Annotated in this window: 13 protein-coding genes and 1 pseudogene; all 14 read left to right on the top strand. The window is 49.6% G+C overall.

What is annotated here, in order from left to right; genetic code table 11:
- Window positions 1–179 precede the first annotated feature (179 nt).
- The 14 genes and pseudogenes from OR1_RS02585 to OR1_RS02520 all read left to right on the top strand — a co-directional run bounded on the left by OR1_RS02585 (window position 180) and on the right by OR1_RS02520 (window position 15306).
- A complete protein-coding gene (locus OR1_RS02585; protein ID WP_041969765.1) occupies window positions 180–1049 on the top strand; it encodes a shikimate dehydrogenase in 870 nt (289 codons plus the stop codon).
- Entirely contained in the window at window positions 1046–1564 is a 519-nt protein-coding gene (locus OR1_RS02580) for a shikimate kinase (protein ID WP_041969763.1), read from the top strand. The genes OR1_RS02585 and OR1_RS02580 overlap by 4 nt, the downstream gene beginning before the upstream one ends.
- A 124-nt stretch (window positions 1565–1688) precedes the next feature.
- A complete protein-coding gene (locus OR1_RS02575; protein WP_041969762.1) occupies window positions 1689–3443 on the top strand; it encodes an ABC transporter ATP-binding protein in 1755 nt (584 codons plus the stop codon).
- A 67-nt stretch (window positions 3444–3510) separates the two neighbouring features.
- Entirely contained in the window at window positions 3511–4560 is a 1050-nt protein-coding gene (gmd, locus tag OR1_RS02570) for a GDP-mannose 4,6-dehydratase (protein WP_041969761.1), read from the top strand.
- A pseudogene (locus OR1_RS02565) lies at window positions 4553–5483 on the top strand (GDP-L-fucose synthase family protein). The gene gmd and the pseudogene OR1_RS02565 overlap by 8 nt, the downstream one beginning before the upstream one ends.
- Before the next feature lie 27 nt (window positions 5484–5510).
- Window positions 5511–6797: a nucleotide sugar dehydrogenase gene (locus tag OR1_RS02560; RefSeq protein WP_041969759.1), complete on the top strand. Its 1287-nt coding sequence runs from the start codon at window positions 5511–5513 to the stop codon at window positions 6795–6797.
- Window positions 6798–6837: 40 nt separating this feature from the next.
- A complete protein-coding gene (locus OR1_RS02555) occupies window positions 6838–8028 on the top strand; it encodes a Wzz/FepE/Etk N-terminal domain-containing protein (RefSeq protein ID WP_041969758.1) in 1191 nt (396 codons plus the stop codon).
- Window positions 8029–8081: 53 nt separating this feature from the next.
- Window positions 8082–8981, top strand: coding sequence for a glycosyltransferase family 2 protein (locus OR1_RS02550; protein WP_160295201.1), 900 nt, complete (start codon window positions 8082–8084; stop codon window positions 8979–8981).
- Window positions 8982–9018: 37 nt separating this feature from the next.
- Window positions 9019–9996, top strand: coding sequence for a GDP-mannose 4,6-dehydratase (locus OR1_RS02545; protein ID WP_237754202.1), 978 nt, complete (start codon window positions 9019–9021; stop codon window positions 9994–9996).
- A 100-nt stretch (window positions 9997–10096) separates the two neighbouring features.
- Window positions 10097–11617, top strand: a complete 1521-nt coding sequence (locus tag OR1_RS02540) for an oligosaccharide flippase family protein (RefSeq protein ID WP_041969757.1) — start codon at window positions 10097–10099, stop codon at window positions 11615–11617.
- Window positions 11618–11699: 82 nt separating this feature from the next.
- Entirely contained in the window at window positions 11700–12629 is a 930-nt protein-coding gene (locus OR1_RS02535) for a bifunctional 2-polyprenyl-6-hydroxyphenol methylase/3-demethylubiquinol 3-O-methyltransferase UbiG (protein ID WP_160295200.1), read from the top strand.
- Between the two features lie 25 nt (window positions 12630–12654).
- The gene (locus tag OR1_RS02530) at window positions 12655–13296 is read left to right on the top strand and encodes a DapH/DapD/GlmU-related protein (RefSeq protein ID WP_052440210.1); all 642 of its coding nucleotides are present in this window, start codon (window positions 12655–12657) and stop codon (window positions 13294–13296) included.
- Window positions 13293–14423, top strand: a complete 1131-nt coding sequence (locus tag OR1_RS02525; protein WP_041969753.1) for an NAD-dependent epimerase/dehydratase family protein — start codon at window positions 13293–13295, stop codon at window positions 14421–14423. The genes OR1_RS02530 and OR1_RS02525 overlap by 4 nt, the downstream gene beginning before the upstream one ends.
- Window positions 14410–15306 carry a glycosyltransferase family 2 protein gene (locus OR1_RS02520; RefSeq protein WP_041969752.1) on the top strand — a complete coding sequence of 299 codons (897 nt, stop codon included), beginning with the start codon at window positions 14410–14412 and terminating at the stop codon, window positions 15304–15306. Before OR1_RS02525 ends, OR1_RS02520 begins: the two co-directional genes overlap by 14 nt.
- The last annotated feature ends 9 nt before the right edge of the window (window positions 15307–15315 follow it).

Raw genomic sequence — 15315 nt, 5'->3', positions numbered from 1 at the left:
AATTAGTACTTGCAGGTTGATTATGCTGACGTGAAATCGGTGTCTTCGACCCGTTTCCAGCTCCGGGATCAAGGGGTTAGCCAGTCAGCTAACCCCTTTTTACTGTTGCCGTGGAAGATTCACTTCCAGGTGCATCCTCAGCTCGTCAGCGGGATATTCTAAAATTTCCAGGGAGAGGTATGAAAAAGGATTTTTCTATCGGCACCGCCACGCAGCTCTGTGCAGTTATCGGCAATCCGGTAGCGCACAGCTTGTCTCCTGCCATTCACAATGCCGCTTTCAACGAACTCGGCCTGGATTTCGTTTATGTAGCTTTTCGCGTCGAAGACTTGAACAAGGCTTTGAACGGGATGCGTTCTCTCCAGAATTTCCGGGGGATGAGCATTACCATTCCCCACAAAATCGAGGCGATGCAATATGTTGATGAGATTGCGGATCTGGATCGCTCAATCGGCTCGATCAATACCGTAATTAACGAAAACGGCAAACTTGTCGGCTTTGGCACTGACGGACCGGGGGCACTGAAATCGTTAGTGGATGCGGGTGTGGAGCTTGCGGGGAAGAGCATTTTGATGCTGGGCGCCGGTGGTGCGGCCAGGGCCATAACATTCACCATTGCCCGCGATGCACATCCCGGCAAGATCACGTTGCTGGACCTGACCGGTCCGCTGTTGGACGGTCTGGCAGCAGACCTCAAAGCAGGAACAGAAGTCGCGATCGAATCCGTTCCCCTTGGCCCTGGTGCCCTGGAGCAGGTGATGAGCAGCGCCGACGTCATCATCAACTGTACTCCGATCGGCATGCATCCCCATGAAGGGAAGTCGCTCATTCCTGCGGAGCTCTTCAGGACCGGCCAGGTTGTCTTTGATGTCGTCTATACGCCGCTGGAAACAAAATTGCTGGCTGATGCCAGATCGTGCGGATTGGTCACTGTTTCCGGGGTTGAGATGTTCATCAACCAGGCGGTCATGCAGTTTGAGCGTTTTGCCGGAACAGCGGCGCCTGTGGAGGTCATGCGGAGGGTGGTAATGGAGAAACTCGGATCATGAACATTGTGCTCATCGGATATCGCGGTACCGGAAAAAGCGAGGTGGGTAACCTGCTCGCCGGAAAACTCGATATGACTTGCATCAGCATGGATAAATCAATAGTGGAAAAGGCCGGCAAGCCGGTAACGGAAATAGTAAGTGAGCGCGGTTGGCCCGGGTTCAGGGATATGGAATCCGAGGTCGCTCGCGATCTTGCTTCGCGGGACAATATCATTATCGACACCGGCGGCGGCGTTATCGAACGGTCGGAAAATGTCGAAATTCTGAAGGTCAATGCACGGATAATCTGGCTCAAGGCAACAGTTGAAACGATTGTCTCCCGGATCCGGCACTGCACGGAGCGGCCATCGCTGACCGGCGCTAAATCCTTTACGGAAGAGGTCAAAGAGGTTCTTGAACGCCGGACACCTCTCTATGAGAATTCCGCTGACTTTGCCATAGAAACCGATGACTTTAATCCGGATCAGATTGCCGAAAAAATTATTGATCAGCTGGGCGCTCCCCGTAAAGGCTGAAACAGTGAAATTCATGGGATGCAACGATTATGGATTTTATCTTCGACATTGAAGCGGAATTTTGAGTTTTCCCGAAACGCTGGAAAAAATATTTTCGCTGCTCAATTCTCAGGAGCGGAGAAGAATGCTAGCCCTCTTTGCCTGCATTCTTTTTACGGCTTTTCTGGAGATGGCCGGGGTTGCCTCCATCATGCCTTTTATGGCTGTGGTAGCAAATCCGGGATTCATACAGAACAATAGTGTAATGCTTGAAATCGGCCGTTTCCTTGGCATTGCCGACAGCAGATCGTATGTTATTTCCCTTGGGGTGCTCGCCCTGTGCCTGCTTGTAGCCGGGAATTTTTTTGCGGCCTTCACATCCGCATTTGTGGTTCGTACCGGAGCCCGCCTGAATCAATCCATATCGCACCGTCTTCTTGCTGCATACCTGTATCGCCCCTACGAGCTATTCCTCACGGATAACAGTTCCCGGCTCAATCGAAACATCCTGCATGAAGTCTACAATGTGGTATTCCAGGTAATGACCCCGGCATTGAATGTAGCGGCTCGGCTGGCATCGGCCTGCAGCCTGGTACTGCTGATGCTCCTGGTAAAGCCGGTTCTGTCGACCTTTGTCGTGGCAATGCTCGGAGGTTTCTATGCAATGATTTATCTTATGGCGCGGAAAATTCTGAAGTGGAACGGTGAGCGGTACCTAAAATCCAATAGAGAGCTCGCAGGCATTGTTAGCGAGGCATTGGGCGGTGTCAAGGAAATCAAGGTGTTTGGCCGGGAGTTCGAGTACCTTGACCGCTTCGACGAGCCGGCCAGGCGTGTTGCCTATGGGCAGACCATCGGTGCTGTCGTGCCGCAGATGCCGCGGTACCTGATGGAGGTGATCTCCTTTGGCGGCGTTATCCTTCTGGTAATCCTTTATCTTGCCACCGGCAGGGAGATAACGACCGTGATGCCGCTTATAACCCTGTATGCAGTGGCCGGATACCGTTTGATGCCATCGCTGCAGCAGATATTCGCCGGTATCACCCAGATACGTTTTAGCCTTCCGGCATTGAACCTGCTTTGCGCGGACCTGACTGAGGCCCCGCAAATATCGCCGACTGACCGCGACAACAGCAAGATCGACCCTCTCCCTTTTAATGAAGAAGTCAAGCTGGAAGGGGTTACATACCGTTACCCCGGCGGGAACTCAAATGCCCTTGACGGTGTCAGTTTGCGCATCCCTGCCAACAGCACCGTGGCGCTTGTCGGAGAGTCCGGATCAGGCAAGAGCACCCTTGTTGATCTCTTGCTGGGGTTATTAAAGATCCGGGACGGGGCAGTGCTGGTTGATAACATTCCGGTGACTGGAGAGAACATTGTATCTTGGCAACGGAATGTCGGTTATGTCCCGCAGTCAATCTTCCTTTCCGATGATACAATTACCAGAAACATCGCCTTTGGCGTCTCTTCGGGCCAGATTGACCATGCTGCGGTGCAGAAGGCAGCAGAACAGGCAAATCTCCATGGTTTCATCGAAAATGAGCTTCCTGACGGGTATGGGACCGTAATCGGTGAGCGAGGGGTAAGAATATCCGGCGGTCAGAGGCAAAGGATCGGGATAGCCAGGGCATTATACCACGACCCAAAGGTGTTGATCCTTGATGAGGCAACCAGCGCACTTGACGGAATAACGGAGAACGCGGTCCTTGAGGCCATGCAAAACCTGGCGCACAAAAAAACAATCATCATTGTCGCCCACCGGTTTTCCTCTGTCCGTAACTCTGATTGCATATTTCTACTGGACCAGGGGAAGATTGCGGCACAGGGAACCTATGATGAGCTGATGGGGGCCAGTGCCATGTTCCGGGCAATGTCCGGAGTCACGGATGATAATGGTTGATCTGCTCTTGAGGATTGCCAATTTTATGCTCGTTGTGTATACTCGTCCCTTCTGAAAGGAGTGGTGCATGAAGAAGGCTTTGATCACAGGAATTACCGGCCAGGATGGGTCTTATCTTGCCGAACTGCTGTTGCAGAAGGGGTATGAAGTACACGGGATTATCCGAAGATCTTCATCCTTCAATACCGGCCGAATAGACTCGATATACCGTGACCCACATGAGACCGGTGTCCGGCTTTTCCTGCATTACGGCGATTTGAACGATGCCAGTTCGATCAACAAGGTGCTGCGCGATGTCAGACCCGACGAGATTTACAATCTGGGAGCGCAGAGCCATGTGCGGGTTTCCTTTGACGTGCCCGAGTATACCGGTGAGATCGATGCCTTGGGGGCGGTGCGCATTCTTGAAGGGATTCGCGAGACCGGGCTCAACACCAAATTCTACCAGGCCTCGTCATCCGAATTATACGGTAAGGTGGTGGAGACCCCGCAGAAGGAGACAACACCCTTCTATCCCCGTTCCCCCTATGCCTGCGCCAAGGCCTATTCCTTTTACATAACCGTGAATTATCGCGAAAGCTATGGCCTGTTCGCCTGCAACGGCATCCTGTTTAACCACGAATCGCCGCGGCGTGGCGAGACATTCGTCACCCGAAAGATTACCCGCGCCGCTGGGCGGATCAAGGTTGGTCTCCAGGATCGCCTGTACCTGGGGAATCTTGATGCCAAACGTGACTGGGGATTTGCCGGCGATTACGTAGAGGCGATGTGGCTGATGCTTCAACAATCGGAACCAGACGATTATGTGGTTGCCACAGGAGAGACCTGGTCGGTGCGCGAATTCGCCGAGCGGGTATTTTCCAGGCTTGACATGCCGATCGCCTGGCAGGGGAGCGGCGTTGCGGAAAAGGGGATCGACAGCAAGACCGGCAAGGTTCTGATCGAGATCGATCCCAAATACTTCAGGCCGGCAGAAGTTGACCTGCTGCTGGGTGATGCGACAAAGGCCAGGACCAAACTCGGCTGGCAGCCGAAGACCGGTTTCGACGCTCTTGTGGAGATGATGGTAGCAGCAGATCTGGCATTGGCGGAGCGGGACAAGCGGGCCAATGGATAAAGCGGCGCGCATCTATGTTGCCGGCCATACCGGGCTGGTAGGTTCGGCTATTGTCCGGAAGCTGGAGTCTGACGGGTACCATAACCTGTTGCTGCGAACCAGCAACGAACTGGACCTGCGTGACCAGCGGGGGGTTGCCGGGTTTTTTCCAAGAGGAAAGGCCTGATTACGTCTTTCTTGCCGCGGCGCGTGTCGGCGGGATTGTCGCAAACAACAGCTACCCGGCCGGCTTCATCTATGACAACCTGATGATCCAGACCAATGTCATTCACCAGTCGCATCTCGCCGGCGTGAAAAAGCTTCTGTTCCTGGGGAGTACCTGTATCTATCCCAAATTTGCTCCCCAGCCGATCAAGGAAGAATATCTTCTTACCGGACCGCTTGAGCCGACCAATGAGGCCTATGCACTGGCAAAGATTGCCGGTCTGAAAATGTGCGAGTTCTACAACCGCCAATACGGCAGTTGCTTCATATCCGGCATGCCCACCAACCTATACGGCCCTAACGACAACTTCGATCTTGAGACCTCCCACGTTTTGCCGGCATTGATGAGAAAATTCCACGAGGCCAAGGTCAATGGTGAAGCGAGTGTCACAGTGTGGGGGACCGGTTCTCCCTTGCGCGAATTCATTTTTGTGGATGATGTTGCCGATGCCTGTGTTTTTCTGATGCAAACATACTCCGGCAAAGAGTTTGTAAACATAGGAACCGGCGAAGAGATCTCCATTCGTGATCTGGCGCTGACGATAAAAGAGGTCGTCGGTTTCGGGGGCGAGATCGTTTTCGATTCCGCCAAACCGGACGGCACTCCGCGAAAGCTGTCGGACGTATCCCGATTGCACGGTCTGGGGTGGAGCCACCGAGTTCCCTTGCCTGACGGTTTGCGGCTGGCATACGAATGGTACCGGAAGCAACAGCGCTGATCGGATTCAGTTACTAAAGAGGTCTGCATGAATAATTCTCGGATTATTTCAGTTGTAGGGCTGGGGTATGTCGGGCTTCCGGTTGCGGTTGCATTCGGCATGGTTCGCAGGACGATCGGATTCGACATCAACCCGGTTCGGATTGCAGAACTTCGTAACGGTATCGATCGGACCGGCGAGGTGACCGGCGCGGAATTGCAGGCCGCCGACATCCTTTTCACGGACAGGATCGAAGATCTGGCATCCGCTGATTTTCATATCGTGGCTGTGCCGACTCCTGTCAACGAAGCAAACCAGCCCGATCTGACGCTGATGTGCCGGGCTTCCGAAACGGTCGGCCGGGCTCTCAAGCCCGGTGATGTTGTTGTTTATGAATCCACCGTATATCCGGGCGTTACCGAGGAGGAGTGCGTTCCGATATTGGAGAAGATCTCCGGCCTGAAATTCGGTAGCGACTTTACCGTTGGGTACAGTCCGGAAAGGATCAATCCCGGGGACAGGGAGCACACCTTCACCAAGATTAAAAAGGTCGTTTCCGGATCCGATGAGGCAACTCTAGAAACGGTTGCCTCGGTCTATGAATCGGTTGTGACCGCAGGAGTTCATCTGGCGTCGTCGATCAAGGTCGCCGAGGCCGCCAAGGTGATCGAGAACACCCAGAGAGACCTGAACATCGCGCTGATGAATGAACTGGCGCTCATTTTCGACCGTATGGGTATTGACACGAATGACGTCCTCGAGGCTGCCGGCACCAAGTGGAATTTTCTCAAATTCAAGCCCGGCCTGGTGGGCGGCCACTGTATCGGGGTCGATCCGTATTACCTGACCCACAAGGCGGAGAAGATAGGCTACATACCGCAGGTCATCCTTGCCGGCCGCCGGATCAACGACAGCATGGGTAAATACGTTGCCCAGCGAACCGTGAAGGAGATGATCCATGCCGGGCATAATGTCCTCGGTTCGACCGTAACGGTTCTGGGGCTTACCTTCAAGGAAAACTGCCCGGACCTGCGCAACTCAAAGGTAATCGATATCATCAAGGAACTCGAAGACTACGGCATCAAAGTCCAGATCCATGACCCCCTGGCCGATCCGTCCGAGGCAAAACACGAATATGGTGTCTCTCTGGTTGCCATGGATGATCTCAAGCCTGCGGCTGCTATCGTCCTGGCCGTTTCACACCAGATGTATACGCAATGGGGTATTGATCAACTGAAACGCCTTTCGATGGGCAATCCGGTATTGATAGACGTCAAAGGGATCTATGATCGCTCCTTGTTTACCTCCGCCGGTTTCAGGATGTGGCGGTTGTAGTTCGGATTTGTTCGCAGTGTCATAATTTCTTGGAGAATTAATGAAACAACAATCCGAAAAAGCGTCAACCCTGTTTGAAAGTGAGATAAGCCTTCTAGAGTTGCTACTGGTTTTAGTGCAAAAGAAACGGTTTATTCTTGCATTTACGGCTGCCGGAGCAGTAATTTCAATAATATGGTCGTTGCTTACCCCAAACATCTATACTTCGACGGCAAGGATTCTGCCGCCGCAAAAGGATTCTGGCAGTGGCCTTGTCGCAGCCTTAGGTCAACTAGGTGGCTTGGCTAGTATGGCAGGATTGGGTGGACTTGTAGGAAGTTCTGACCTTTATGTCGGGATTCTCAAAAGTCGGTCTGTTTCCGATGCTGTTATCAAGAAACTGAATCTCCAGACCGAGTTCAAGTCAAAAAATATGGATGACGCTCGCAAAAGGTTTGAGAAGGTTGTCAAGTATCAAGCGGGAAAGGACGGCATAATCACCATTACGGCTAACAGTAAGAAGCCGGAACTTGCTGCCAGTCTTGCAAATGCATGCGTGTCGGAACTTTTGGCACGAAGTGTTCAGCTCAATCTTGTCAAGGCAGGGAGCGAACGGATATTTCTGGAAAAACGTCTGGAGGTTGTGAAAGGTGACCTGAAAAAGGCTGAAGAGGCTTTGAAGGGGTTTGCCCAACAGAACAAGGCAATACAAATCGATTCCCAGGCAAAGGCTTCAATCGAGGGGGTTGCCAGGCTCAAGGCCGAACTTGCCACACGTGAGGTGCAACTTGCGAGTCTGCGCAGCTACCAGACCGACGAGAGTCCCGAAGTAAAGACTTTGCTGGCTGCTATTCGTCGTCTGCACGGCGAAATCAGCCGGTATGCCGGATATGCTGATGGGGGCGAGGGGATTCCAACGGTTGGCAGCATCCCGAGTCTCGGCATGCAGTATGCTCGTTTCATGCGTGATCTGAAGGTTCAGGAGGCGGTATTCGAGCAGCTCACAAAACAGTATGAACTTGCAAAAGTTGCAGAAGCAAAGGAAACTTCGACTCTACAGGTTCTTGATGATGCTGTCGTTCCGATCAGAAAAAGTAAGCCCAAGCGTTCCTTGATCGTTATACTGACAACAGTTTGCTCCTTTTTTGTGTCAATCGTTTTCGCCGTTGCAACCGAATATGCCGAAAAAATGGGGGAGGAAGATCGTCAGCGCTGGCAGACGATCAAAAGGCAAATACGGATCTGGCGATGATCCCCCATGCATTTATGATCTGCTTGAATCCCACATATTCCACAACAAGGAGATTGACTGCCCAGCGTCCGAAAACGCTGCAAGAGATACCTTCATCTGAAAAAAGGGTTGGCGATGGTGGATTGCGCAAACAGGGGTACTACAAGGCCTCCGTGCCGGACAAGCCGCTTGTCACGGTTATAACCGCAGTCCGGAATCGGGCCTACTGTATAGAAGAGTGTATAAATAGTGTCCTTGCACAATCATATGACAATGTTGAATACATAGTCGTAGACGGAGCCTCCTCAGACGGAACTGTCGATATCCTGCGCAAATACGATGACAAGATAGATTGCTGGGTAAGTGAACCGGACGAGGGAATCTATCACGCTCTGAACAAGGCGGTGGCTATTGCGGGAGGGGACTGGCTCTATTTTATCGGATCGGATGACCTGATGCTGGACTGTCTGGCCTTCATCGTCCCTGTTTTGAGCAGTGAAGAGAGCATCTATTATGGTGATGTTTTTTATATGGGGAGTAAGCGAGCTTATAATGGCCCATTCAATCGCTATGAGTTCTTTGCCAAAGGGATAAACCATCAGGGAGTCTTCTTTCCCCGGAGCGTGTTTTCCCGATTCATGTATGATGTTTCTTACTCGATCGTTGCTGACAGGGATTTGTGTATTAGGTGTTTGACCGATGGAGGGTATCTGTTCAAGTATCTTCCAGTAACAGTGGCGTTATATAATGACATTGACGGGATTAGTGCCAAGGAAACGCGAATCTGCCGTGCCGAGTATCGAGCTATGATCCGGAAACGCCTTGGCATAGCCGCTTTGCCGTTTATCGGCAGATATTCGGTTTCGGATTTTCTGGAACTCCTTCGCTGCAAAGAGCCGCTCGGAAAGTTTCTCCGTTCTGCAGAGCGAATGCTGGGATGCCGGTTCTGGCGTTATAATGCGCCACGGCAATGAATCGGGTAATCTCGCAACAAAAAAAGAGAGCATGTAAGTGACTTCAATCTCATCAGACCATGAGTGTCCAACTAAGAAAGCCTTGATATGCGGCGTATCGGGCCAGGATGGAGCTTATCTTGCGAGGCTTTTGCTTGGTAAAGGTTATGAAGTACATGGCACAGCCCGCGATGCCCAGATGGCCGGGTTTACCAATCTTGAGCGCCTTGGAATCAAGGGAAGGACCACCTTCCATTCAATGGCTATGAATGATTTCCGTAGCGTTCTACAGACCATGGCAAAGGTTCAGCCGGACGAGGTATACAACCTTGCAGGCCAGAGCTCAGTAGGTCTATCTTTTGATCAGCCTGTGGAGACGCTTGAAAGCATCAGTGTTGGCACCCTCAACCTTTTGGAGGTCATACGATTCATTGGTAGGCCAGTAAAGCTTTACAATGCTGGATCCGGCGAATGTTTTGGCAACACTATGGGTGAGCCGGCTGACGAGCAGACACCCTTTCATCCACGAAGCCCATACGCCGTTGCAAAGGCCACCGCCTACTGGGAAGTGGCCAATTACCGGGAGGCATACAAGCTTTTTGCCTGCACAGGAATACTTTTCAATCACGAATCTCCGCTTCGCCCCGAGCGGTTTGTAACACAGAAAATTATCCAGGCAGCCAAACGGATAGCATCCGGAAGCGGAGAACGTCTTCGTCTGGGGAATATCTCCATAGCCCGAGACTGGGGCTATGCTCCGGAGTATGTGGAAGCAATGTGGCTAATGCTTCAGCAGGAAAGAGCTGATGACTATGTTATTGCAACAGGTGAGACCAACACTCTGGAGGATTTCATTGCCGAGGTCTTTAGCTGTGTCGATCTCGAATGGCATGACCATGTCATAAGCGATCCTTCCCTGCTCCGTCCCTCCGAGATAATGGTCAGTCGCAGCAATCCTGCAAAAGCGCTCAGGGTGCTGGGATGGAAGGCGAGGAGCGGGATGAGGGACGTGGTTCACATGATGGTGAAGCAATAACAGGTGAAAAACAACACCGTGCCCCAATTCATGCTGTATGACGGTTCTTCTGTATAGTCTCGACGGTACCCAGTCTATTCAATGAAAAAGGAGGCTGTTATTGGGTATCAGCGGCAAACGCTTTATAGTCAACGCATTGGCCAATGTTGCCAGTGGTTCCGCTTCGGCGCTCATGGCTCTCGTTTTACCGCCAATCTTGGTGCGGTACTTGACAACCGAAGTTTATGGAACCTGGGCGCTTGTCCTGCAAATCGGTGCTTACACGGGCTATCTCAACTTCGGGATTCAGACGGCAATTGGTCGGTTTGTCGCTCATTATACCGAGCTGAGCGAAGACGAACAGCGAAACCGCATTGTCAGCTCCGCATTTGCCATTCTAACTGTCGCCGCAGTCATTGGTTTTATCATGGTGGGTATTCTCACCTGGAAGATGCCCTCGATTTTCCATAAAATGCCGGTGAATTTAGTAGGTGATGCGCGCATTGCTCTCCTGCTTGTTGGGTGCTCACTGGCTCTTGGTCTGCCGTTCAATGCGACCAATGCCATTTTTGTCGGTTTACAGCGAAATAAGATCCCGGCAAAAATCGCCGTTGTCAGCAAGGCGGTGCAGGGGTGCTTGCTCATTCTCACGGTTATTCAAGGGGGGCAACTGACGGCTCTTGCCGTCGTTTTTGCGGTCACTAATCTTGTTACGTATGGTTGGCAATGGTATGTCTATAAACAGGAGGCACGTTTCGTAATAATCTCAATTCAGCGTGTCGCTGCCGCATCGATGCGAGAACTTATTGCCTACTGTACGAGTTTGACGGTCTGGAGTGTGGCAATGCTCATGATCACCGGTCTGGATACTACCATTGTCGGTGTGTTCGACTTTAAGGCGGTTGCCTACTACACTGTTGCGACAAGTTTAATAACGTTAATCCTTGGATTTCATAATGCAGTCTTGAGCCCTCTGATTCCCGCAGGAGCGGCATTATCAGCATCAGGGACACCGCAACAGGTCGGTTCTTTGCTCGTTAAGAGCACCCGTATCTGTTCTTTGGTCCTATTGCTGATCAGTGTTCCCATGGTCATCTTTGCGGGGAAAATTCTGACGGTATGGGTTGGCAAGGACTATGCTCTGGGGGGGACATTAATCCTCCAGGCTCTTGTAGTCGGCAACATCATTCGTCTCATTGCATCGCCGTATGCAATGTTATTGATTGCAACCGGTCGCCAGAGGGCGGTACTTCTCACCCCCTTGATCGAAGGGGTAGTAAATATTTCGAGCAGTATACTCCTCGCTTGGTTGCTCGGTGCACTAGGTGTTGCAGTAGGAACTGTTGTCGGAAGTATTGCCGGGTTGACGGGTCAATTACTGCTCAATATGTCCCGCACTCAGGATAAAATAGCTTTTCAATTCAGAACCTACTATTGGCAAGGTATTCTGAAGCCGCTGCTCTGCTTTCTGCCGGTGACCCTTTATGTCGGCTGCGAGTTCTTCATAGGTACCGGATGGCAGATCAATATCCTGCTATTTGCGCTTATCAGTACCTTGATAGTGTTCGCAATCATGCTTTATGGCCTTGACGCGGAAGAACGCAAGACTTTTCTGGATAAAATCAGGATATCTTCGATTTGAAACCGCCCGGATTTACCGGCGGTTAGGTATTTGGTATAACTTCTTGATATTTGATTTCGGTTGCTCTGAGGTTGTGTTTCATATGTCTGAGTTAATGGGAAAAGCAGGTACGCAATGGTATGCATGTGCACTTTGCGGATCAAAGCAGTCTTCACTGTTGTGTGAGACAAGAGACCGTCACTACGGCATCCCCGGTGAATTCACCATCGCACGATGCAATGACTGCGGACTTGTTTTTTTGTCCCCAATGCCTACTGAAAGCCAACTTGCGGCCTTTTATCCCGATGATTTTTATGCCTACCAGCCACATATGAGCAGTAGCGGGATCAAGGGGGTCCTGAAGAATCTATTAAGAATGGAAATAAAAACGAAAGACCCGGTTTTTTCAAAACCGGGCCGGATGCTCGATATCGGATGCGGCAGTGGTCAGTTCATCGCTGAATACCGCAGGCTCGGCTGGCAAGTGTGGGGGGTCGAACCAAGCCTGAAGGCCGCACAGTTTGGCAGGGAACAGTATGGTCTCGAAATCTTTGGCGGGACGTTACTCGAAGCGAAATTGCCGTCATCTTTTTTTGATTTTATCCGCTCGAATCACTCGTTTGAACACATCCCGAATCCTAATGAAACCTTTGAGGAACTGCGGAGAATAATCAGCCCCAATGGGCTGTTGCACATCGGCGTACCCAATATCGACAGTTTGAATGCAAAGATATTTGGTAAATATTGGTGGTATTTGGGAGCTCCGGTGCATACCTATAATTACAGTGTTGCAACGCTGACAAAAATGGCGGAAAAGCACGGTTTTGCCCGAGTGAGAACACGGTATAATGCAGATTATTCCGGGATAATAGGCAGTTTGCAGATTTTCCTTAACAGGCGCTCCAACAAAACTTCGTCGGAAGGAGCGCTTATAAATTTCGTTCCCGCACGACTTCTGGGGCAATGGCTTGCAAAACTGGTAAATGTTTTACAGCAAGGTGATGCTATTGAACTTACTTTTCGCTTAAAGTGAGACTTAAAGACGAATAAACAGAGCCATGAAGATTTCTAATATAATAAAAAAATTGTCCGACAGTACTTTATATGAGCTATTTGGCTTAATAAAAATTATTTATTTGCGATTAAAGGCACGTTATCTATATAGCTTATTCATGCAATCTGTAGGTGCTAAAAGCTATATTGATAAACCAATTTTATTGGCTGGCCTTAAATATATAACAATAGGAAGTAATGTCATAATATTCAAAAACTGCAGAATTGAAATATTGGATGCATATGGTGATTCAAGATTCAAGCCTGAATTTAGAATTGGGGATTACTCACAAATACATCAGAATGCTCATATTACGTGTGCAAACAGTATTATTATCGGCAACAATGTTGTGATTACTTCAAATGTAACCATAACAGATATCAATCATTTGTACGAAGATATTGACACTCCTATCAATTGGCAGAAAATAGAAGTAAAGCCAGTTTCTATAGGCGATCAGAGTTATCTATATAATAACAGCGTAATTTTGCCGGGTGTTGCCATTGGCAGGCACTGCATAGTGGCTGCTAATAGTGTGGTTGCCAATAATGTCCCGGATAACACCCTCGTTGCCGGATCACCAGCTATTGCTATAAAGCGATACAATACTATTTCCGGACAATGGGAGAAAGTCGCTAGACAATGAATGTTCTCATTACCGGTGGCGCCGGTTTCATCGGCACCCATCTGACACGAAAACTCCTCATGGAGCAGTGTACTGTGACCTTGCTGGATAACTTCAGCCCGCAGGTTCATGGCCAATGTAACAACCTTCAGGCTGAAATTGCCGGGAGGGTCCGGCTGATAAGGGGTGATGTTCGGGATAAATTGCTTGTCAGCGATGCTCTCAAGGGCCAAGATGTCGTTGTGCATCTTGCTGCGGAGACCGGTACCGGTCAGTCTATGTACGAGATCGGCCGGTACACCGAAGTGAATCTCGATGGGACAGCGGTTCTTTTCGATTGCCTGGTGAATGGCAGTTATTCAGTCGGCAAGGTCGTTGTTGCCTCCTCCCGTGCAATCTATGGAGAAGGGAAGTATTCATGCAGTGAGCATGGCCCAGTATTCCCGGGGCCCCGGATCATCGAGGACCTGGCAAACGGGCAGTTCGAGCCTCGCTGCCACCTCTGTCGTCACCCGATAACAGCGCTGCCGACCGATGAATCGGCTCCTTATGCCCCTTCTTCCTATTATGGGCTTACCAAACAGTTTCAAGAGCAAATGGTTCTAATGTTTTCGCAATCATTAGGCATTTCCGGATATGCACTCCGCTATCAGAATGTCTATGGTCCGGGCCAGTCATTACTCAACCCCTATACCGGCATTCTGGCAATATTTTCCAACCTTGCACGTACTGGAAAACCTATCCGTATATTTGAAGATGGGTTGGAAAGCCGTGATTTTGTTTTTATAGATGATGTGGTTGAGGCCACATGGCGTTGCATCAGACCGGAAAACAAGGCGGTCACTGCTGTCAACGTCGGCAGCGGATTGCAAACAACAGTTCTGGACGTGGCGCATGAGATAGTCGAATTCTTTTCCAGTTCGTCAAAAATCGAAATCACAGGGGAATTCCGGGTTGGGGACATTCGGCATAATCTTGCCGACCTTCGCAAATCCCATGCAGAGATAGGTTATGTCCCTTGTTGGAAATTCAGGGAAGGGGTGCAAGCGTTTTTACGGTGGACAGAACAGCAAGCAATTGAAACAGATTTATATGAGGCTTCATTGCAGGAAATGCGCGCAAAAGGATTAATGCATGGTAAGGGCTGAAAAAATTGGGGTGGTAACTGTAACATACAACAGCGGAGATATAATTGATGATTTCATGGCATCAATCCTTTCCCAGACCCATAACAATTTCGTGCTGTACATTGTCGATAACGCCTCAACTGACACCACGCTGGATAAACTGTCCGGTTATAAAGACGAAAGAATAGTTATATTGCCAAACAAACTTAATGTTGGCGTTGCTGCAGGAAACAACCAGGGTATTAGGGCATCGTTAGATAATAACTGTGAATATGTATTGTTAATCAATAATGATACTGTCTTTAATAATGAGCTATTGCATTCTCTCCTTTCTGGACTCAAGAAATATCAGTGCGATATGACAGTGCCAAAGATCATGTACTATGATGACCCAAAGCGAATTTGGTTTGCCGGCGGCTATTTCAGTAAATTGAAGTTTTATTACAACGTACATGTAGGCTTTAACCAAGTTGATTCAGGGCAATACGATAATGTAACAAATATTGAATATGCCCCTACATGCTGCATGTTGATAAAATCTACGGTCTTTGACAAGATAGACCTTATGGATGAAAAATACTTTGTTTATTTCGACGATGTTGATTTTTGTTATAGGGCAAAAAAACATAGATTGATTATGAAGTTATTGCCAGAACTCAGCCTTTATCACAAAGTAAGCAGTTCGACAGGAGGTCAGTATACAGATTTTTCAATAAAATACGGGAATAGAAACAGGGTTTATTTTATTTGCAAAAACATCCCAGTATTAAAAAATGTAGTCGTTTTGTATATGATCTTGAGTTTGACAAAACAGTTTGTCATTAACGGTTATTCCGCCAGTCAATTTGCGCTTTCAATAAAAAGCATACTTGAGGGCTACCGAATGTTGACTGCAGATAAGTGATTGCATAAT

Source organism: Geobacter sp. OR-1 (assembly GCF_000813145.1).
Taxonomy (GTDB): domain Bacteria; phylum Desulfobacterota; class Desulfuromonadia; order Geobacterales; family DSM-12255; genus Geoanaerobacter.
This window is presented reverse-complemented; position numbering and strand designations above follow the sequence as displayed.

Bases quoted from the DNA above. Each gene is read 5' to 3' on its own strand.
- OR1_RS02585 (WP_041969765.1), top strand. From the start codon at position 180: ATGAAAAAGGATTTTTCTATCGGCACCGCCACGCAGCTCTGTGCAGTT.
- OR1_RS02580 (WP_041969763.1), top strand. From the start codon at position 1,046: ATGAACATTGTGCTCATCGGATATCGCGGTACCGGAAAAAGCGAGGTG.
- OR1_RS02575 (WP_041969762.1), top strand. From the start codon at position 1,689: ATGCTAGCCCTCTTTGCCTGCATTCTTTTTACGGCTTTTCTGGAGATG.
- gmd (WP_041969761.1), top strand. From the start codon at position 3,511: ATGAAGAAGGCTTTGATCACAGGAATTACCGGCCAGGATGGGTCTTAT.
- OR1_RS02560 (WP_041969759.1), top strand. From the start codon at position 5,511: ATGAATAATTCTCGGATTATTTCAGTTGTAGGGCTGGGGTATGTCGGG.
- OR1_RS02555 (WP_041969758.1), top strand. From the start codon at position 6,838: ATGAAACAACAATCCGAAAAAGCGTCAACCCTGTTTGAAAGTGAGATA.
- OR1_RS02535 (WP_160295200.1), top strand. From the start codon at position 11,700: ATGTCTGAGTTAATGGGAAAAGCAGGTACGCAATGGTATGCATGTGCA.
- OR1_RS02530 (WP_052440210.1), top strand. From the start codon at position 12,655: ATGAAGATTTCTAATATAATAAAAAAATTGTCCGACAGTACTTTATAT.
- OR1_RS02525 (WP_041969753.1), top strand. From the start codon at position 13,293: ATGAATGTTCTCATTACCGGTGGCGCCGGTTTCATCGGCACCCATCTG.
- OR1_RS02520 (WP_041969752.1), top strand. From the start codon at position 14,410: ATGGTAAGGGCTGAAAAAATTGGGGTGGTAACTGTAACATACAACAGC.